Source organism: Allobosea sp. GW822-FHT05A11, from assembly GCF_058800455.1.
This window is the reverse complement of the sequence record NZ_JBXAMI010000005.1, coordinates 368,919-387,596: the sequence shown is the minus strand read 5'-3', so window position 1 is coordinate 387,596 and position 18,678 is coordinate 368,919. Positions and strand designations below refer to the sequence as shown.

The window sequence follows — 18,678 nt, the reverse complement described above, 5'->3', positions numbered from 1 at the left end:
GAACGAAAAGACCAGGAATGGGTACGACAGCCTTCCGATAGATCAGGCCATCATTCGACCGGGGGAAGATTGCTCAATAGCTGCGACGCAGCAAGAGTTTTATTATGATCATTTTGCGACGCAACATAATTTGGTCTTTATTTTACAATCGATATTCTATCGATATTCCAAGAGATATACTTTCAAAATCGAAATATAGGAGAAACCAGCAGAAGCCGCCGGCCGCCACGTCGATGGCGCCCCTCAATCCTCGCGGAAGGCCCGGTTGAAGCTGTCGGTGACCGGCGAGAGCAGATAGTCGATCGCCCGGCGTGCGCCGTTGACGATCATCACCTCCGCGGTCATGCCGGCATGCAGCGCGATCTTGTGGTCCCGCAGGCTCTCCGGATCGATCTCGGCCCTGACGACGAAATAGGGAATGCCCGTCTTCTCGTCGACGAGCTGGTCGGGCGCGACATAGCTGACCTTGGCCTCCAATGGCGGCAGCAGGCGCGAGTTGAAGGCGGTCAGGCGCACGCGGGTGCTGGACCCGATGCGCACCGAATCGATATCGCGCGGATCGACCTTCGCCTCGACGATCAGCGGTTCGTTCTCCGGCACGATGTCGAGGATCGCCTCGCCTGCCGCGATCGCGCTGCCGGCGGTCCGCATCCGGATATTGGCGACGATGCCCTCCTGCGGCGAGGTCACCACCAGCCGGCGCAGCACGTCCTCGGCCTGGATGATGCGCTCGGTCACCTCGGAGAGCATCAGTTGGGCTTCCTGGATCTCGCCGCCGATATCGTTCTGCTGTTCGAGGCTGATCGAAAGGATTTCGAGATTGGCGCCGGCGACCGCCTGCTCGGCCTTGGCCTTGCGGGCGGCGTATTCGCCGGCCTTGCCGGACAATTCGCTCTGCTTGGTCTGCAATTCGACGAGCTGGCTGCGCTTGGCGTAACGCTTCTCGTAGAGCTCGGCCATGATCCTGACCTCCTCGTCGATCAGCGAGCGTTGCTGCGTGGTGGCGTCGATCTGGGCCTTCAGCGCATCGGCCTCGGCCTGATGCTGCTCGATGACGCGCTGCTGGATATGGATCTTGCCGCCCTGGACCTGGGCGCGGGATTTGAACAAGCCCTGCTCGGCCCGAAGAACCTCGCGCGCGATCGGCGAATCCATCTGCGTGAGATCCTCGGGAAAGGCGATGGCCGCCGCGCCGGTCTGCTCGGCCCGCAAGCGCGCGAGCTTGGCCTCCAGCCCGATGCGCTTGGCCTGCAATTGCTGCAACTCGGCGCGCTGGCGCGCGTCCTCCAGCCGCAGCAGCGGCTCGCCCCGCGTGACGCGCTCGCCCTCCGCCTTGAGCAAGGTCTTGAGGATGCCGCCTTCGAGATGGCTCACGGTCTTGCGCTTGCTGTCGACCGCGACGATGCCCGTGGCGACGGCGGCATTGTCGAGCCGCGCCGTCACCGCCCAGGCGCCGAAACCGCCGAAGCCGACGCCGATCGCGGCGACGCCGGCCAGTACGAGATTGCGCAGGCTCGGCGTGCGCTCCTCATGGACCTCCGCCTCGATCTGGAGGGTGAGCGAATGCTCGGGGCGCTTGATCAGGGACCGTCCGGTCATGCCTTCACCTCGCGAACCTGTGGGGGAGCAGCCGGAGCCTTGACGGCAGGATCGACCTCGACCCGGCCGCCGGGCGTGATCATGCCGGCAATCTCGCCGCGCGGGCCGAATTGCTGGACGCGGCCCTCGCGCAGAACGAGCAGCTTGTCGACGACCTGCATCACCGAGGGCCGATGCGCGATCAGCACGACGATGGCGCCGCTCTCGCGGGCCGCCGCGATGGCACGGATCAGGCTCTGCTCGCCTTCCGCATCGAGATTGGCGTTGGGCTCGTCGAGCACGATCAGGCGCGGCGAACCGTAGAGCGCCCGGGCCAGGCCGATGCGCTGGCGCTGGCCGCCGGAGAGATTGAAGTCGCTGTCAGCGACATTGGTGTCGTAGCCGAGCGGCAGGCGGCCGATGAGCTCGTGCACGCCGGCGACGCGCGCCGCCTCCAGGATCGCATGCGGATCGGGATCGCGCATCCGGGCGATGTTCTCCGCGATCGTGCCGTTCAGGAGCGAGACCGATTGCGGGAGATAACCGACCATCGCGCCGAAGGAGCCACGCTCCCACAGATAGGTGCTGTGCCCGTCGAGATAGACGCCGCCGACATTGGGCCGGAGCACGCCGACGAGCAGCCGCGCCAGCGTCGACTTGCCGGCGCCGGAAGGGCCGACCACGCCGAGAACCTCGCCCGGCTCCAGCGTGAAGGAGACGCTCTTGATCACCGTCTGCTCCTGGCCGGGCGGCGCATAGATGACCCGGTCGATCACGAGATCGCCCTGGCAGGGCGGCGTCGGCACGGTCTGGCGCTGCGAGGTGCGGCTCAGCACGAGCTCGCGCACGCGCTTCCAGGCAGCGGCGGCGAGAACCCATTGCCGCCAGTCGGTGATCATCGAATCGAACGGCGCCAGCAAGCGGCCGAGCAGGATGCTCGCCGCCATCAGCGTGCCTGCAGTGACCTCGTTGCGGATGATCAGGATGGCGCCGGTCGCATAGACCGCGAGCTGCATCGTCATCCGGCTGGAGCGCGTCACGGCCGCGATGAACTTGCCGCGCCTTGTGCCCATGTCGAGCTGCTCGATCATCGCGAGCTGCTGACCGCGCCAGCGCCGGGCGAGCGCCGGCAGCATGCCCATCGCCTCGATCGTCTCGGCATGGCGCAGGCTGGCCCCGACCTCGTTGATGCTGGCGACGCCGGCCTCATTCGCCTCCTTGAGGATGCGGCGGGTCAGCATGTCCGAGAGCACGCCGAGCAATAGCAGGATGATCAGCGACGCCAGACCGACGAGCCCGTAGACCGGGTGCAGCGCAAAGAGCACGGCGAGGAAGATCGGCGACCAGATCGCCTCCAGAGGCGTGGCGATCGCCGAGCTCGCGATGAAGAAGCGGATATCGTTGAGATCGCGAATCGCCTGCGTCGCCTGCCCCGAGCCCTGTTCGAGCGAGGAACTCACGGCAGCCTGCAGAGCCGGCAAATTGAGCTTGCGCGCGAAGATGCTCGCCATCGCCTGGAAGGTCAGCGAGCGGATGAACTCGATCGTGCCGTAGAGCGCCAGCGCCCCGACGGCGATGACGAGGAGCATGGTCAGCGTGTCGTAGCTGCGGCTGACGGTCACCCGGTCCTGGACCTGCATCATGAACAGCGGGACGGTCAGCAGCAGCAGATTCACGCAGAGGCTGAGGAAAGCCGCGTAGCTCAGGCCACCGACGAACGAGCGCTGGAGATTCCGGATCAGTGCGTCCGGCGCAGGCTTCATCGCCTTCATGCATGGCTCCGAGAGTGAGGGTGTGTGGATCCGAGAAAGCTGCGGGAAAAAACCCGTCATCGGTCCGAGCAACGAGACATGGAGGGAGTGTCAAGATTATGACAGATTAGAAGCGTAGCTCACCGACTCAGAGCGAAGCAAATAAGGCTGAAACGTGAGAAATTTTGAATTTCGAAACAGTTTCGGCGCATCTGAAGGTGATTACAATCTTATTTATTGGCTCACCTAGATGGCATGTGCTTTGCTAATAGGCTTGTAGAGACGCGTGGAGGCAAAACGGATGGTCTATTTAGTTTTTGATCAGGTGGGGTAAGGGATGCACTTCAAATTGCACGGCGGCGAGCAATTCACAGGCGGTTCCTTGAACGGCCACCATCCAGCGAATGGTTCCGGGGTCCTCGAAGAGGTCCCTGATCGCCGAATTTCTCCTTTTGACCTGGCCCGGGTGATCGAACGCGTCAGCCGGCGCTTTCTCGACTACCTCAGGCTCGAACTGTCCAAGCTCGGCGTCGACGACATCTCGCCATCGCAAGTGATGGTCCTGATGACGATCGGACAAGGCGAGATCGCGGTTCGCGATCTCTTGGATCGCGGCCATTATGGCGGCTCGAACGCCTCCTATAATCTCAAGCAATTGGTCGAGAACGGCTATCTCGACCGCGGCGCCTCGCCGCGCGACCGCCGTCAGGCCCGCATCTCCCTCTCGCTGAAGGGGCAGATGCTGTGCGAGCGGCTGCGCTTGCTCGACGAGGCCAGCCAGGTCGGCCAGCGGCTCGAAAGCAATCGCGAGACCGACGTCAACACGACCCACGAGACCCTGCGCCAACTCGAACAGTGGTGGAACGATGCGCTCCGCTACAGCGGAGTGCTGCTCGCATCATGCATGTCCTATTCGTTCATCGCACAGGATCTGGTCAATTCGCTGCTTTGATCGGCAGCCTCGTCGCCGAAGGCGTCGAGGTTACGCTGATCACCGAACGTCCGGCGCAGGAGGCGCCGGGCGTTCGCCAGCTCGTCTATTCCGTCGACGAGACCGCGACCCAGCATCCGGCGCTCGCCGCCACCGAATATCACCTGCGCACGGGCGAGGCGGTGGCGCGGCTGATGGAGCGCCTGAACCGCAGCGACCCGCCCGATGTCGTGCTCGGCCATATCGGCTGGGGTGGCATGCTCTTCGCCCGCGACGCGCTGCCCGATGCGGCGCTGATCGGCTATTGCGAATATTATTACCGCAGCACCGGCTCGGACCTCGATTTCGGCATCGACGAGCCGGTTCCCGCGGCCGACCGCCAGCGCGTACGCATGCGCAACGCAGCCCAGCTTCTCGCGCTCGACACGCTCGATGCCGCCTATGCCCCGACGCAATGGCAGCGCCGGCAATATCCGGCTGCCTATCGCCAGGGCATCGCCGTCTGCCATGACGGCATCGACACGCAAACCTGCCGGCCCGATTCGGAGGCCTCCTTCGTCCTGCCCGACGGCCGCGTGCTGACGCCCGCCATGCCGGTCGTGACTTTCGTCGCCCGCGATCTCGATCCCTATCGCGGCTATCCCGAATTCATGCGCGCGGCAGCGACCCTGGCGGCCCGTCATCCCGACGCGCTCTTCGTCGTGGTCGGTGGCGACGGCTCGGGCTATGGCCGCCCGCGCTCCGACGGCAATAGCTGGCGCGAGGCGATGTGCGCCGAGACCGAGCTCGGAGACCGGATCGTCCATATCCCCTGGCTGCCCTATGAGAACCTGATCCGGCTGTTCCAGGTTTCGGCCGTCCATGTCTATCTCACCGTCCCCTTCGTCCTGTCCTGGTCGCTGCTCGAAGCGATGGCCTGCGGCTGCCTCGTCGTCGGTTCCGATACCGAGCCCGTGAGGGAAGTGATCCGCGACGGCGTCAACGGCCTGCTCTCCCCCTTCCATGATGCGCAAGCGCTGGCGGAACGCATCGAGGAAGCACTGTCGAGCCCGGCGCTGATGCGACCTTTGCGCCGCGCCGCGCGCGAAACCGTGATCGCCGCTTACGAACGCGAGCGCTGCCTCGCGCGCCAGACCGGCTGGGTCCATCAGTTCGGCGATTAGGGCATCGGCCCGGAAAGCGGCGCGCGGTCCTCGGGAAAAGTCGATGCTGGATCAAATGCCTTTCAACCGGCAACCGACCCCGCGAACGCCAGAGCCGCCGCCCGGACCGTTTCCGCGAAATCCAGCGCGATGGCGGAGCGGAAGCGGCCGGCGCCCCAGATGATGGCGATGTCGTAGGTCACAGCCGGCCTGAGCGGCCGCACCTCGACGCCCCGGCCGCGATATTCCGCCGCCGTGAACGGGTCGACCACCGACAAGCCCGCGCCAGCCGCGACCAGCCCGCAGGCGATCATCGACAGCGGCGTCTCGACACGGGTCTGGCGCGCGACGCGATGGGCCGAGAACAGGGCATCAATGCGATAACGCAGCTGCGTCGACTGTTCGAGCGAGATGAAGGGCTCGTCGACGAAATCCTCCGGCGTCAGTTCGGCCTTGGCCGCGAGCCTGTGCCCGGTCGGCAGCACGGCGACCGGCGCCATCGCCGGCAGGATCTCGATGTCGATCCCCGGGAAATCCAGCGGGAGCTGCGCAAAACCCAGTTCGCAGAAGCCCGAGGTGACCCAGTCCACGACCTGCGAGGAGATGCTGCCATAGAGCGCGATCTCCAGATCCGGCTTCTGCTTGAGATAGCTGCCGACGACCCGCGGCAGGAAACCGACATTGAAGGCCGGCAGCGCCGCGACGCGGAGCGAGCCGGCCCGCCCGTCGCGCAGATTGCGGGCCGCATTCTCGATGCGCTCCAGCCCGACGAACTGACGCTCGACCTCGCGATAGAGCGACAAGGCTTCGTTGGTCGGCACCAGCCGCGCGCCCCGCTTCACGAAGAGCGGCAGCCCGAGCGCATATTGCAGGTCCTGGATCAGGCGCGTCACCGCCGGCTGCGTGATGTTGAGCGCCTGCGCCGCCGCGGTGATGCCGCCGGTCACGATCACCGTGCGGAAAGCCTCGATCTGGCGCGGATTCAGCATGTTCAGGTCCCCAAAACCAGACATAACATTTCGGCATGGCTTGCACGAAACATTCGATTTGACCAGTTTGAGATCAGCCCCGAACCTGACGGCATCACTCGAAAACGAGGAGGGGATACCGTGAAACTCGCCATCACATTCGCGCTCGCTGCCGGCACCGCACTCGCCGGCTCCGCTGCCTTCGCCCAGCAGAAGACGATCTATGTCGCCGGTTATGGCGGCTCCTACGAGCAGACCATGCGCAAGGAGGTCATCCCGGCCTTCGAGAAGCAGGCCAACGTCAAGGTCGAGTACGTCGCCGGCAATTCGACCGACACGCTCGCCAAATTGCAGGCACAGAAGGGCAACCAGGAGATCGATGTCGCGATCGTCGATGACGGCCCGGCCTATCAGGCGGTGGCGCTCGGCTTCTGCGGCACGCTGACCGACGGCGCGGTCTACAAGGACGTGGCACCAGTGATGAAGTTCAAGTCGAACAAGGGCGTCGGCCTCGGCCTCGTCGGCACCGGCCTGTTCTACAACAAGAAGGTCTTCGACGAGAACAAGTGGCCGGCCCCGACCTCGTGGAACGACCTGAAATCGAAGACCTACGGCAAGAAGATCGTCGTGCCGCCGATCAACAACACCTATGGCCTGCACGCCCTGATCGCCTTCGCCCAGATGGCTGGCGGCGGCGAGACCAATATCGAGCCGGGCTTCGAGGCCTTCAAGAAGGACATCAACCCGAACATCGTCGCCTACGAGCCCTCGCCGGCGAAGATGACCGAGCTGTTCCAGAACGGCCAGGCCGTGCTCGGGGTCTGGGGTTCGGGCCGCGTCAAGGCCTTCGCCGATACCGGCTTCACGGTCGAATTCGTGTATCCCAAAGAGGGCGGCTACGCGCTGGGCTCCGCCGCCTGCCCGATCGAGGGCTCCAAGAACGCGGCCGAGGCCAACGCCTTCATCCAGTTCATGCTCTCGCCCGCGATCCAGAAGATCATGGCGACCGGCGCCGGCTTCGGCCCCGCCAACATGACGGTGACGCTGACGCCGGAGGAGCGGAAGGGCTTGCCCTATGGCGAGGAGGTCAAGACCCTCAAGGCGGTCGACTGGGACGTCGCCAACGCCAAGCGCGAGGAATGGACCAAGCGCTGGAACCGCGAGGTCGAGCGGTAAGGCGCCTCCGCTGTCATCCCGTCATTCTGGACCTCGGTCTGGAATGACGGCGGTGTTTCGGTGATTTCCTTCACGAAGCGCGCAGGATCCATGTCCCATCTCGTTCTCGAAGGCCTCGGCAAGTCCTACGGCACGGCGGTTGCGGTCGAGGGGCTCGACCTTACGGTCGCGCGCGGCGAGTTCATCTCGCTGCTCGGCCCCTCCGGCTGCGGCAAGACCACGACGCTGCAGATGATCGCTGGCTTCGCCTCGGTCGACCGCGGCCGCATCCTGCTCGACGGCCAGGATCTCGGCGCGGTCGCGCCCAACAAGCGCGGCCTCGGTATCGTCTTCCAGAGCTATGCGCTCTTTCCCCATATGACCGTGGCGCAGAACATCGCCTTCGGCCTCGAAATGCGCGGAATCGAGAAGGCGGAGCGCGAAAAGCGCACGCTGGAGGCGATGGCACTGGTCGGTCTCAAGGGTTTCGAGGATCGCTATCCCCGTCGGATGTCAGGCGGCCAACAGCAGCGCGTCGCGCTCGCCCGCGCACTGGTGATCAAGCCCTCGCTGCTCCTGCTCGACGAGCCCCTCTCAAATCTCGACGCCAAATTACGTGAGGAAATGCAAGGCGAGCTGCGCCAGATCCAGCGCTCGATCGGCACGACCACGATCCTCGTCACCCATGACCAGCACGAAGCGATGGCGCTGTCCGACCGGATCGTCGTGATGAATCGCGGCCGCGTCGAGCAGATCGGCGCGCCCGACGCCGTCTATGGCGCGCCCGATACCGCCTTCGTCGCAAACTTCCTCGGCAAGACCAACGTCCTGAAGGCAGCCGGCGACGGAAGCGGCCATGTGGTCATCGACAGCCTCTCCGTGCCGCTCGCGGGCGCAGGCTCGGGCGCACTGTGTATCGCGGTTCGCCCCGAGCGGCTCGGCTTCGCGCTCGATGGCACCCCCGGTTTCGCCGCCCGCATCACCTCGCGCATCTTTCAGGGCGCGCATTGGCTGCTGAGCGCCGAGAGCGCCGCCGGCACGGTCACCCTGATCCGGCACAATGACGGCTCGCCCGTTCCCGGCGAAGGCGAGACGGTGAAACTCCGTTTTGGCCCCGGCGACGCCGCGCTGCTGGCGGAGGGCCCAAGCTCATGAGCCCGGACGTTTCCGCTCGCGCAACGCCCTATTGGATGACCGGCCCGGCATTGGCCGTCTTCCTCGCCCTCGTCATCATCCCGCTCGGCATGACCGTGCTGCTCGCCTTCTACGACTGGGGCCAGTACAAGGGCATCGTCGCCGAGTTCACGCTGAAGAATTTTCGCGAGATCTTCAGCGACAGCTATTTCCTCGAAGTCTTCCTGCGCACGCTCCGCATCGCCGTGCTGGTCACGCTCTTCGCCGTCCTGATCGGCGTGCCCGAGGCCTATATCCTGAACCGCATGTCGCCGGCCTGGCGCGGCCTCTGCCTGCTCGCGATCCTTGGCCCGCTGCTGGTCTCGGTCGTGGCGCGCACGCTCGGCTGGGCGCTGCTGCTGGGCTCGACCGGGCTCGTCAACCGTGGGCTGATGGCGCTCGGTCTGATCGGCCAGCCGCTCGAATTCATGTTCACCGAGACCGGCGTGGTGATCGCGCTCGTCCACGTGCTGATCCCCTTCATGATCCTCGCGGTCTGGGCCTCGCTGCAGCGGCTCGACCCGCAGGTCGAGAACGCCGCGCTCTCGCTCGGCGCCCCCCGCTTCACCATCTGGCGGCGCGTGATCCTGCCGCAGATCGTGCCGGGCATCCTCTCGGGCTCGATCATCGTCTTCGCGCTGGCGGCGAGCGCCTTCGCATCTCCGGCGATCATCGGCGGCAGGCGGCTCAAGGTCGCGGCGACGCTCGCCTATGACGAGTTCCTGAACACGCTGAACTGGCCGCTCGGCGCTGCTGTCGCCGTGCTCCTGCTCGCAGCCCTCGTCATCCTCACCGTCGGCGCCAACCGGCTGGTCGAGCGCCGCTATTCACAGGTGTTCGAATGAGCCGCAATGGTCCCTTCGCGATCCTGTTCCACACGCTCTTCGTCGTCTTCATGCTGGCGCCGCTGGTGGTGGTCTGCCTCGTCGCCTTCACGCCGGAGGGCTATCTCTCCCTGCCCGGCCGGGTCTGGAGCCTGCGCTGGTTCAAGGCGATCTTCGACTATCCCGAATTCCTGCGCGCCTTCCGGGATTCGCTCTGGCTCGCGGCGCTCTCCTCCACCGTCGCGATCGGGCTGGCCGTCCCCGCAGCGCTTGCCATCGCCCGTTACCGCTTTCCTGGCCGCGAGGCGATGACGGCCCTGTTCATGTCGCCATTGATGGTCCCCCATGTCGTGCTGGGCATCGCCTTCCTGCGCTTCTTCACGCAGATCGGCCTGTCCGGGACCTTCCTCGGGCTGGTGCTGAGCCATATCATCGTGATCATTCCCTTTGCGCTGCGCCTCGTTCTCGCCGCCTCCTACGGCATCGACCGGCGCATCGAGCATGCCGCGATCTCGCTCGGCGCGAGCCCGGCCGTGGTCTTTCGGCGCGTGACGCTGCCGCTGATCCTGCCGGGCGTCGTCTCGGGCTGGCTGCTCGCCGCGATCAACTCCTTCGACGAGGTGACGATGACCGTCTTCATCGCCTCGCCCGCCACCACCACGCTCCCCGTCCGGATGTTCCTCTACATCCAGGACAATATCGACCCGCTCATCGCAGCCGTCTCCGCCTGCCTGATCGCCCTGACCGCCATCCTGCTGCTGGCACTGGACAGGCTCTTCGGGCTCGACCGGCTGTTCGTCGGAACCGGAAAAGGCTGAACCCGTGTCCACTATATCCACAGAACCCGATGTCGCCGTGATCGGCGGCGGCGTGGTCGGCGGCGCCATCGCGCTCGGCCTCGCCCGCAACGGCGCCAGGGTCGCGATCCTCGACGAAGGCGATACCGCCTTCCGGGCCTCGCGCGGCAATTTCGCGCTGGTCTGGGTGCAGTCCAAGGGCTTCGGCATGCCCGACTACGCGCTCTGGTCGCGCCGCTCGGCCGATGCCTGGCATGAACTTGCCGCTACGCTTGCCGGCGAGACCGGGATCGACGTCGCCCATAGCCAGCCCGGCGGCTTCATGCTCTGCCTCTCGGAGAAGGAACTCGACAAGCGCATCGACGCGATGCGCCGCCTCCATAACAGCCGGCCGCTCACCGATTTCCCCTATGAGGTGCTCGACCATGCCGAGACGAAGCGGCGCCTGCCCGCCATTGGCAAGGACGTGGTCGGCTCGCTCTATTCCCCGCTCGACGGCCATGTGAACTCGCTGAAGCTGTTCCGGGCGTTGCGCGAGGCGACGGTCCGGCGCGGCGTCGATTACCGCCCGAACAGCCCGGTCGAGAATATCGTGCCGAAGGATGGCGGCTTCGCCATCACCGGCCCCTGGGGCGAGATGCGCGCCGGCAAGGTCGTGCTCTGCGCCGGGCTCGGCAATGCCCGTCTCGCCCCCATGGTCGGGCTCGATGCACCGGTGAAGCCGAGCAAGGGCCAGATCATCGTCACCGAGAAGACCGAACCCTTCCTGCACAACCCGATGGTCACGGTCCGCCAGACCGACGAGGGCGGCGTGATGATCGGCGACAGTCAGGAAGATCGCGGCTTCGACACCGTCGTCGGCCAGCCGATCCTCTCGACCATGGCGGAACGCGCCGTGAAGATGTTCCCGCGCCTCGCCGGGCTGAACGTCGTCCGCACCTGGTCGGCCTTGCGCGTGATGAGCCCCGACGGCTTCCCGATCTACGACCAGTCCGAAACCCATCCCGGCGCCTTCGTCGTCACCTGCCATTCCGGCGTGACGCTCGCCGCCAATCATGCCTTGACGCTTGCTCCCGCGATCCTCGCCGGCACCTTGCCGGAGAGCGTCGCGAGCTTCACTGCACGGAGGTTCCATGTTCCGGCCCATAGCTGACCTTGCTGCGAGCGGAGAGCTCAGCTTCACTTTCGACGGCCGGCCGATGACGGCGCGTGCCGGCGACACGGTCGCCGCCGCTCTCCTCACCAACGGCATCACCGCCTGCCGCGAAACCCCCGTCTCCGACACGCCGCGGGCGCCCTATTGCCTGATGGGCGTCTGCTTCGACTGCCTCGTCGTCATCGACGGCATCGGCAACCGGCAGGGCTGCCTCGTGCCGCTCGCCGAGGGCATGCGCATCGAGACCCAGCATGGCCGCCGCCATCTCACGGAGGCCGTGGAATGATCCCGATCGCCAACATCGAAGAGCTCACTGAGAGCTATGACCTCGTCGTGGTCGGCGCCGGTCCCGCCGGTCTCTCCGCTGCGGCGCGTGCCGCCGAGCTCGGCCTCTCCGTCCTGCTCGCCGACGAGAACCCGGCGCCGGGTGGCCAGATCTATCGCGCCGTCACCACGACACCGGTGAAGAACCGCGCCGTCCTCGGCGAGGATTACTGGCGCGGCGCCGACATCGTCGCGCGCTTCGAGCGCTCGAAAGCCGCTTACGCCCCGCGTTGCACCGTCTGGTCGATCGGCCCGGACGAGACCGCGCCCGGCACATTCGAGCTCGGCCTCTCGCTCGACGGCAAGGCCCGCATCATCGGTGCGCGGCAAGTGATCCTCGCCACAGGCGCACAGGAACGTCCCTTCCCGATCCCCGGCTGGACCTTGCCCGGCGTGATGACGGCGGGCGCCGCCCAGATTGCGCTCAAATCCGCCGGCGCCATTCCGTCGGGGCGCACGGTCATCGCCGGCTGCGGTCCCCTGCTCTACCTGCTCGCGGGCCAGCTCGCAGCAGCCGGCTGCCAGATCGCCGCCGTGCTCGATACCACGCCTGCGGCCAATTGGTCGAAGGCACTTGGTGCTATCCCGGATTTCCTGCGCTCGCCCTATCTCGCCAAGGGCCTCAAGCTTATGGCGGCTGCGCGACGCAAGCTGCGCTTCGTCTCCGGCGTGACCAGCCTGACGGCGACGGGCAGCGGAAAGCTGGCGACGGTCCAGTTCGAGCAGAACGGCCGCACCGGCACCATCGCCTGCGACACGCTGCTGTTGCATCAGGGCGTGATCCCGAGCGTCAATTTCTCCAATGCCGCCGGCTGCGCCCATGATTTCGATACCGAGCAGCACGCCTGGGTGCCGCGCGTCGATAGCTGGTTCGCATCGACCGTGCCCGGTATCGCCATCGCCGGTGACGGCGCCGGCATCGGCGGCGCGGAAAGCGCGGCCCTGCGCGGCGAGATCGCCGCTTTCGGGACCGCATCCAGGCTGGGCAAGCTGAACGAAGCCGAGCGCGACCGGCAGGCCGCGCCGATCCGCGCCGAACTGGACAGGAAGCTGCGCGGCCGGCACTTCCTCGACCTGCTCTACAAGCCGGCGCCGCAATTCCTGGCACCGCCGAAAGACGAGACCATCGTCTGCCGCTGCGAGGAGGTCACGGCCGGCCAGGTCCGCGACGCCGCCAAGCGCCTCGGCGTCACCGGCCCCAACCAGATGAAGGCCTTCCTGCGCTGCGGCATGGGCCCCTGCCAGGGCCGCCTCTGCGGCCCGACTGTGGTCGAATTGATCGCCGAGACGCGCGGCACGACCCCGGCCGAGACCGGCTATTACCGCCTGCGCCCGCCGATCAAGCCGGTGACACTGGCCGAGCTCGCGGCCCTGCCGCAGACCGAAGCCTCGGTGAAGGCGGTCGTCCGGTGAGCGCGGAGCGTCGCAATGCCGATGTCATCGTCATCGGCGGCGGCATTCATGGCTGCTCGACCGCACTGCATTGCGCGATGCGCGGGCTCTCGGTCATCCTGATTGAGAAGGACCATGCCGGGCGCCACGCCTCCGGCGTCAATGCCGGCGGCGTGCGCCAGCTTGCCCGCCATGTCGCGGAAATCCCGCTCTCCAACGCCTCGATGGCGCTCTGGCACAACATCGCCGATCTCGTCGACGACGATTGCGGCTTCACCAGCGACGGTCAGGTTCTGGTCGCCGAGGACGAGGCCGATCTCGAAGGTTGCCGCGCCCGCGTCGCCGACCTGACGCTCCGTGGCTTCCACCATGAAGAGATGATTGACGCCAAGGAATTGCGCGCCATTGTCCCCGCCGTCTCCGAGACCTGCCCAGGCGGCGTGATCTCGCGGCGCGACGGCGCCGCGATTCCCCTGCGCGCGACACAAGCCTTCAAGCGCAAGGCCGAAAGCCTCGGCGTCGCCATCCGCGAAGGCGTGCGCGTGACCAAGGTCGGACAGGATGGGCCGAACTGGCGCGTCGTCACCGATGCCGGCGATTTCCTCGCCCCTCGCATCGTCAACGCCGCCGGTGCCTGGGCGGACCGCATCGCCGCCGATCTCGGCGAGCCCGTGCCGCTCTCGGTCATTGCCCCGATGCTGATGATCACCGCGCCTTTGCCGGCCTTCATCAAGCCCGTGGTGATCCTGCGTGGACGAAAGCTCTCCTTCAAGCAGTTCGACAACGGCACGGTGCTGATCGGCGGCGGCCATCTCGGCACGCCCTTGCGCGACGAGAACGTCACCCTGCTCGACTGGCGCAAGCTCGCGGTCAGCGCCGGCACGGTCTGGGACCTCTTCCCGATCATGCGCGGCGCGCCCGTCGTGCGCGCCTGGGCCGGCATCGAGGCACGCATGCCGGACGACCTACCGGTCTTCGGCAAGAGCGCGAGGCATGACGGCGTCTATCACCAGTTCGGCTTCTCGGCCCATGGCTTCCAGCTCGGCCCCGGCGCCGGCGCCGTGATGGCCGAGATCATCGCGACCGGCCGCTCGAACGTGCCGATCGACGGCCTCGGCATTGCCCGATTCACCACCGCTCACTGAGCTTCAACCCAAGGAGAACACCCATGGCCATCAAGCGCTCGATCCGCACGCCGATCCAGAACCGGGTCGTCGAGACCGGCAACCTCGCCTTCGTCGGCGGCGTCGTCGCCGACGACACCAAGCAAGGCATGGGTCTGCAGACCCAGAACATCCTCGGCAAGATCGAGAGCTATCTCGGCGAGGTCGGGCTCGACCGCAAGGCGATCGTCGCCGCCCAGATCTTCGTCACCGATCTTAAGCTGAAGAAGGAGATGGACGCGGTCTGGACCAGCTTCTTCGGCGAAGACATGCCGACCCGCGCCACGGTCGGCGTCGCCGATCTCGGCGGCCCGCTGATCGAGATCGTGGTCACCGCTTCGCGCTGATCCGCTTCAGCGAACGACAAGCCTGCAGGCGCTGATGTTGCGCCTGCAGGCCATCCTCGGAAAGCGCGAACAGGGGTGCCCAACCTCCCGAGGCTGGCATAGGCTCGTCGCCTGACGACAGCCTCGAGACCAGCATGCAGCACGCTTCCGACCATTCCGAAATCCGCGATGCCGTCGCCAGGCTCTGTGCCGGATTTCCCGGCGAATACTGGCGCAAGCTCGATCGCGAGATGGCCTACCCGGCCGAATTCGTGGCGGCGCTCACCGAGAGCGGTTTCCTCTCAGCCTTAATCCCCGAGGAATATGGCGGAGCCGGCCTCACGCTCTCGGCCGCGGCTGTCATCATGGAGGAAATCCAGCGTCAGGGCTGCAACGGCGCCGCCTGCCACGCCCAGATGTATGTTATGGGCACCGTGCTGCGTCATGGCAGCGAGGACCAGAAGCAGCGTTACCTCCCCAAGATCGCCTCCGGCGAACTGCGCCTCCAGGCTTTCGGGGTCACCGAGCCGACCAGCGGCACCGACACCACCGCCTTGCGCACCACGGCCCGCCGCGAGGGCGACCACTACGTCGTCAACGGCCAGAAGATCTGGACGAGCCGCGCCGCGCAGTCGGACCTGATGTTGCTGCTCGCGCGCACCACGCCGCGCGATCAGGTCGCCAAGCGCACCGACGGGCTCTCGGTCTTCATCCTCGACATGTGCGAGGCCCTGAAGGATGGGCTGACCATCCGGCCGATCCGCACGATGATGAACCATGCCACCACCGAGGTCTTCTTCGACAATGTGAAGGTTCCCGCCGAAAACCTCGTCGGCGAGGAGGGCAAGGGCTTCCGCTACATCCTCTCCGGCATGAATGCCGAGCGCATCCTGATCGCGGCCGAATGCGTCGGCGATGCCAAATGGTTCATCGACAAGGCCTCGGCCTATGCGAAAGAACGCCATGTCTTCGGCCGGCCGATCAGCCAGAACCAGGGCATCCAGTTCCCGATCGCCAAGGCCTACGCCAACATGCGCGCCGCCGAACTGATGGTGCGCGAGGCGATCCGGCTCTACGAGGCCGGCGCCAATCCGGGCGCCGAGGCGAACATGGCCAAGATGCTGGCGGCGGATGCCTCCTTCGAGGCGGCCAATGCCTGTATCCAGACCCATGGCGGCTTCGGCTTCGCCGAGGAATACGATGTCGAGCGCAAGTTCAGGGAAACGCGGCTCTATCAGGTCGCGCCGATCTCGACGAACCTGATCCTCTCCTATCTGGCCGAGCATGTGCTGGGCATGCCGCGCTCGTACTGACGCGGCTGACCGCTCTCACTCCAAAACAAGTGCTTCCGGCGACAGGCTGACGCGGTCGAGCTTCGGGGTCATCGTGTCGAGCAGAGGGAGCGCCGCCGCGCCGAGCGCTGCCGTCAATCGCCCGGTCGCGCCGCGCTGGACGCGCGGGATCGTCCGCCCCGAACGGTTCGCCACCGAAACGGCCAAGGGCGACATCGCCACGATCAGCGCATCGATCACCGTATCCGGCATCTCGCCGCCAAGGATCACGGTTTCCGGATCGAAAAGATTCTCCAGCATGGTCACGACCGGCGCGAGCAGCCCGGCCGCCTCCACGATCCAGCCGGACAGCGCCGGATTTCCGTCACGGTGCAGGCGCGCGATCTCCTCCGGCCCGGCGCCCGAGATGCCGGCCTCCCGCAATGTCTCGGCCAGCGCATGGAAAGAGGCATAGCGTTCGAGGCAGCCATACCCGCCGCAGGCACAGGCGCGCCCGTAGCGCACCACGGGAATATGGCCGATCTCGCCGGCATTGCCGAAGGCCCCGCGATAGGGCTGACCAGCGACGATGACGCCGAGCCCGAGGCCGGCGCCGAAATAGATCTGGCAGAAATGGCGTAGATTCCGGCCGAGCCCGTGGAGGTGCTCGCCCACCGCCGCCGCATTGGCATCGTTCTCGATCACCACGGGCGTGTTCAGGGCATCCTGCAGAAGCTGCGCTGCATCCTGCCCGGCCCAGCCCGGCAGGGGCGAGGTCCCGACCGAGTTCATGCCCTCGATCTCGAAGGGGCCGGGCATCACCACCCCGCAGCCGAGCAGGCGCTCGGGCAGGTCGGCCTCGCGCCGCACGGCCGCCAGCTCCGCCGCGGCCGTCTTCTGTACGCCCGCAACGGTCGTATCCGCGAGAGGCGCGATGCGCTGCGCCCTGATCCGCCCGGCGAGGTCGACGAGGACCGTGGTGACGTGATCCGCCGCGATCTCCATCCCCGCCGTCATTCCGCCTTCGGGGTTCACCGCGAATTCCACAGGCGGCTGGCCCCGCGCCGTCCGGCGCCGGCCGAGCTCGATCAGGAATCCCTCCTCGACCAGCTCGGCGACGATGTTGGAGACCGCCTGGGCCGTGAGCCTGGTCAAGACCGCGATGTCGGAACGGCCGAGCTGCCCGTGCTGGCGCACGGTTTCCAGCACGACCCGGCGGTTATGGCTGCGCGTCCGCTCGGGATTGGTGCCGACGGCGACGCTGCGGGAAGGTGGAACGGGACGGTTCGGCATAGGCGATCGCAAGGGAACGGGCGGACAGCCTGCGTCGGCAATTAATCCAACTCAAGTGAATTAATGGATTGACAGCTGCGGGCCGGCGAGATGACGATGCGTGCAAGCCTCCCGAATGCCGTCCATCGGCAGGGATGGAGGACAACGAAATCAGGGGAGAGGGTCATGCGCGGCTTACGCGGGATGCTGTTGGGTCTGATGGTCTCGGTCGGCGCGGTCGCCGGCGCGAAGGCGCAGACCGTCGAGATCGAGTACTGGCAGTATGTCTTCGACGCGCGCGTCAAGGCGATGACCGAGCTGATCAAGCGCTTCGAGGCCGCCAACCCGAATATCAAGGTCAAGCAGACGACCTTCCCCTATGCCGACTACCAGACCAAGATCGCGGCGGCGATGCCGGCCGGCCAGGGCCCGGACGTCGTGCAGCTCTTCTATGGCTGGCTCGACAATTTCGTCGGCGCCAAGTTCATCCAGCCGCTGCCGCACGACGCCTTCCCGCCCGCCGCGATCGAGAAGGAATTCTATCCGATCGTCTCGGCGATGAAGCGCGACGGCGAGTATTACGCCCTGCCAACGGCGGTGCGCTCGCTCGCGCTGTTCTACAACAAGAAGCTCTTCCAGGAGGCCGGGCTCGACCCGAACACGCCGCCCAAGACCGTCGACGAGCTGCTCGACTTCGCCAAGAAGACGACCAAGCGCGACGGCGCCGGCAACATGCTCTCCGCCGGCATCACGCTCGACTTCCCCGGCCAGGATTACCATTGGTGGCGCGAGACGCTGCTGCGCCAGAACGGCGGCGCGCCCTATAGCGACGACAACAAGACCGTGACCTACAACAGCGAGGCCGGCGCCAAATCGCTGAACTGGTATGCCGATCTCCAACGCGTGCACAAGGTCGGCCTGGTCGGCTTCATGGACGAGGGCCAGGCTGCCTTCCGCGCCGGCCGCGCAGCGATGACTATCGACGGCTCCTTCCGCCTCGGCGCCTTCGGCGGCATCAAGGCCTTCGAATGGGGCGTCGCGGAACTCCCCGCCTCGGCCGATGGCAAGAAGGCGAATTTCGCCAGCTACTGGGTCAACGCCATCACCACCAAGCCAACCGGCCCGAAGCTGGAGGCGGCCAAGAAGTTCCTCGCCTTCGTCACCACGCCCGAGGCGATGCAGCTCTGGCTCGAGACCGTCGGTGAATTGCCGGCGCGCAAGGAAGCGGCCGAGACCGAGAAGAACCTGAACCACCCGGTCTACGGGCCGTTCCTCAAGGCGCTCAGCTATTCGCACGCCACGGTCTTCGTCGACGAGATGGCCCAGCGCCAGGTTGCGCTCGACATGATCAACCGCGTGCTGCTGCAGAACCAGGACGCCAAGGCTGCGCTCACTGATGCCGCCAAGGCCGAGCAGGCCATTCTCGACCGCTTCTACAAGAAGTGATGCGGGCCG

17 protein-coding genes are annotated in these 18,678 nt (G+C 66.2%); 13 read left to right on the top strand and 4 right to left on the bottom strand.

Annotation, left to right across the window (positions count from 1 at the left end):
• Positions 1-243 precede the first annotated feature (243 nt).
• Positions 244-1,599, bottom strand: a complete 1,356-nt coding sequence (locus AC1RLU_RS18855; RefSeq protein ID WP_492797424.1) for an HlyD family type I secretion periplasmic adaptor subunit — start codon at positions 1,597-1,599, stop codon at positions 244-246.
• Positions 1,596-3,350: a type I secretion system permease/ATPase gene (locus AC1RLU_RS18850; protein WP_091860602.1), complete on the bottom strand. Its 1,755-nt coding sequence runs from the start codon at positions 3,348-3,350 to the stop codon at positions 1,596-1,598. Before AC1RLU_RS18850 ends, AC1RLU_RS18855 begins: the two co-directional genes overlap by 4 nt.
• Before the next feature lie 328 nt (positions 3,351-3,678).
• Here AC1RLU_RS18850 and AC1RLU_RS18845 point away from each other — a divergent pair, with 328 nt between their 5' ends.
• On the top strand, positions 3,679-4,281 hold the full coding sequence (locus tag AC1RLU_RS18845; RefSeq protein WP_244512109.1) for a MarR family transcriptional regulator: 603 nt from the start codon (positions 3,679-3,681) through the stop codon (positions 4,279-4,281).
• Positions 4,278-5,423: a glycosyltransferase gene (locus AC1RLU_RS18840; RefSeq protein ID WP_244512110.1), complete on the top strand. Its 1,146-nt coding sequence runs from the start codon at positions 4,278-4,280 to the stop codon at positions 5,421-5,423. Before AC1RLU_RS18845 ends, AC1RLU_RS18840 begins: the two co-directional genes overlap by 4 nt.
• A gap of 62 nt (positions 5,424-5,485) precedes the next feature.
• On the opposite strand, the gene AC1RLU_RS18835 is transcribed toward AC1RLU_RS18840, so the two are convergent.
• Positions 5,486-6,391 carry a LysR substrate-binding domain-containing protein gene (locus tag AC1RLU_RS18835; protein ID WP_091860608.1) on the bottom strand — a complete coding sequence of 302 codons (906 nt, stop codon included), beginning with the start codon at positions 6,389-6,391 and terminating at the stop codon, positions 5,486-5,488.
• Between the two features lie 120 nt (positions 6,392-6,511).
• Here AC1RLU_RS18835 and AC1RLU_RS18830 point away from each other — a divergent pair, with 120 nt between their 5' ends.
• The 10 genes from AC1RLU_RS18830 (at position 6,512) to AC1RLU_RS18785 (ending at position 15,993) form a co-directional block, all read left to right on the top strand.
• Positions 6,512-7,546, top strand: a complete 1,035-nt coding sequence (locus AC1RLU_RS18830; RefSeq protein WP_492797422.1) for an ABC transporter substrate-binding protein — start codon at positions 6,512-6,514, stop codon at positions 7,544-7,546.
• A 90-nt stretch (positions 7,547-7,636) separates the two neighbouring features.
• The gene (locus tag AC1RLU_RS18825; RefSeq protein WP_492797420.1) at positions 7,637-8,680 is read left to right on the top strand and encodes an ABC transporter ATP-binding protein; all 1,044 of its coding nucleotides are present in this window, start codon (positions 7,637-7,639) and stop codon (positions 8,678-8,680) included.
• Entirely contained in the window at positions 8,677-9,543 is an 867-nt protein-coding gene (locus AC1RLU_RS18820) for an ABC transporter permease (protein WP_492797418.1), read from the top strand. Before AC1RLU_RS18825 ends, AC1RLU_RS18820 begins: the two co-directional genes overlap by 4 nt.
• On the top strand, positions 9,540-10,340 hold the full coding sequence (locus AC1RLU_RS18815; protein WP_492797416.1) for an ABC transporter permease: 801 nt from the start codon (positions 9,540-9,542) through the stop codon (positions 10,338-10,340). Before AC1RLU_RS18820 ends, AC1RLU_RS18815 begins: the two co-directional genes overlap by 4 nt.
• A 13-nt stretch (positions 10,341-10,353) precedes the next feature.
• Positions 10,354-11,472, top strand: a complete 1,119-nt coding sequence (locus AC1RLU_RS18810) for an NAD(P)/FAD-dependent oxidoreductase (RefSeq protein ID WP_492797673.1) — start codon at positions 10,354-10,356, stop codon at positions 11,470-11,472.
• Entirely contained in the window at positions 11,453-11,761 is a 309-nt protein-coding gene (locus tag AC1RLU_RS18805) for a (2Fe-2S)-binding protein (protein WP_113584407.1), read from the top strand. Before AC1RLU_RS18810 ends, AC1RLU_RS18805 begins: the two co-directional genes overlap by 20 nt.
• A complete protein-coding gene (locus AC1RLU_RS18800; protein ID WP_492797413.1) occupies positions 11,758-13,212 on the top strand; it encodes an FAD-dependent oxidoreductase in 1,455 nt (484 codons plus the stop codon). Before AC1RLU_RS18805 ends, AC1RLU_RS18800 begins: the two co-directional genes overlap by 4 nt.
• Positions 13,209-14,336 (top strand): NAD(P)/FAD-dependent oxidoreductase, encoded by a 1,128-nt coding sequence (locus AC1RLU_RS18795; RefSeq protein WP_492797412.1) that lies wholly within the window; start codon positions 13,209-13,211, stop codon positions 14,334-14,336. The genes AC1RLU_RS18800 and AC1RLU_RS18795 overlap by 4 nt, the downstream gene beginning before the upstream one ends.
• Positions 14,337-14,359: 23 nt before the next feature.
• Positions 14,360-14,701: a Rid family hydrolase gene (locus AC1RLU_RS18790; RefSeq protein WP_492797410.1), complete on the top strand. Its 342-nt coding sequence runs from the start codon at positions 14,360-14,362 to the stop codon at positions 14,699-14,701.
• 134 nt (positions 14,702-14,835) lie between these two features.
• The gene (locus tag AC1RLU_RS18785; protein WP_492797408.1) at positions 14,836-15,993 is read left to right on the top strand and encodes an acyl-CoA dehydrogenase family protein; all 1,158 of its coding nucleotides are present in this window, start codon (positions 14,836-14,838) and stop codon (positions 15,991-15,993) included.
• Between the two features lie 15 nt (positions 15,994-16,008).
• Here AC1RLU_RS18785 and AC1RLU_RS18780 read toward each other — a convergent pair whose 3' ends face one another.
• Positions 16,009-17,244, bottom strand: a complete 1,236-nt coding sequence (locus tag AC1RLU_RS18780; protein WP_492797406.1) for an ROK family protein — start codon at positions 17,242-17,244, stop codon at positions 16,009-16,011.
• A 165-nt stretch (positions 17,245-17,409) separates the two neighbouring features.
• On the opposite strand from AC1RLU_RS18780, the gene AC1RLU_RS18775 reads away from it, so the two are divergent.
• The gene (locus tag AC1RLU_RS18775) at positions 17,410-18,669 is read left to right on the top strand and encodes a sugar ABC transporter substrate-binding protein (protein ID WP_492797404.1); all 1,260 of its coding nucleotides are present in this window, start codon (positions 17,410-17,412) and stop codon (positions 18,667-18,669) included.
• Positions 18,670-18,678 lie beyond the last annotated feature (9 nt).

Coding starts and splice junctions, on each gene's coding strand:
- AC1RLU_RS18855 (WP_492797424.1), bottom strand. CDS start 1,599: ATGACCGGACGGTCCCTGATCAAGCGCCCCGAGCATTCGCTCACCCTC.
- AC1RLU_RS18850 (WP_091860602.1), bottom strand. CDS start 3,350: ATGAAGGCGATGAAGCCTGCGCCGGACGCACTGATCCGGAATCTCCAG.
- AC1RLU_RS18835 (WP_091860608.1), bottom strand. CDS start 6,391: ATGCTGAATCCGCGCCAGATCGAGGCTTTCCGCACGGTGATCGTGACC.
- AC1RLU_RS18825 (WP_492797420.1), top strand. CDS start 7,637: ATGTCCCATCTCGTTCTCGAAGGCCTCGGCAAGTCCTACGGCACGGCG.
- AC1RLU_RS18820 (WP_492797418.1), top strand. CDS start 8,677: ATGAGCCCGGACGTTTCCGCTCGCGCAACGCCCTATTGGATGACCGGC.
- AC1RLU_RS18815 (WP_492797416.1), top strand. CDS start 9,540: ATGAGCCGCAATGGTCCCTTCGCGATCCTGTTCCACACGCTCTTCGTC.
- AC1RLU_RS18805 (WP_113584407.1), top strand. CDS start 11,453: ATGTTCCGGCCCATAGCTGACCTTGCTGCGAGCGGAGAGCTCAGCTTC.
- AC1RLU_RS18800 (WP_492797413.1), top strand. CDS start 11,758: ATGATCCCGATCGCCAACATCGAAGAGCTCACTGAGAGCTATGACCTC.
- AC1RLU_RS18790 (WP_492797410.1), top strand. CDS start 14,360: ATGGCCATCAAGCGCTCGATCCGCACGCCGATCCAGAACCGGGTCGTC.
- AC1RLU_RS18785 (WP_492797408.1), top strand. CDS start 14,836: ATGCAGCACGCTTCCGACCATTCCGAAATCCGCGATGCCGTCGCCAGG.
- AC1RLU_RS18780 (WP_492797406.1), bottom strand. CDS start 17,244: ATGCCGAACCGTCCCGTTCCACCTTCCCGCAGCGTCGCCGTCGGCACC.
- AC1RLU_RS18775 (WP_492797404.1), top strand. CDS start 17,410: ATGCGCGGCTTACGCGGGATGCTGTTGGGTCTGATGGTCTCGGTCGGC.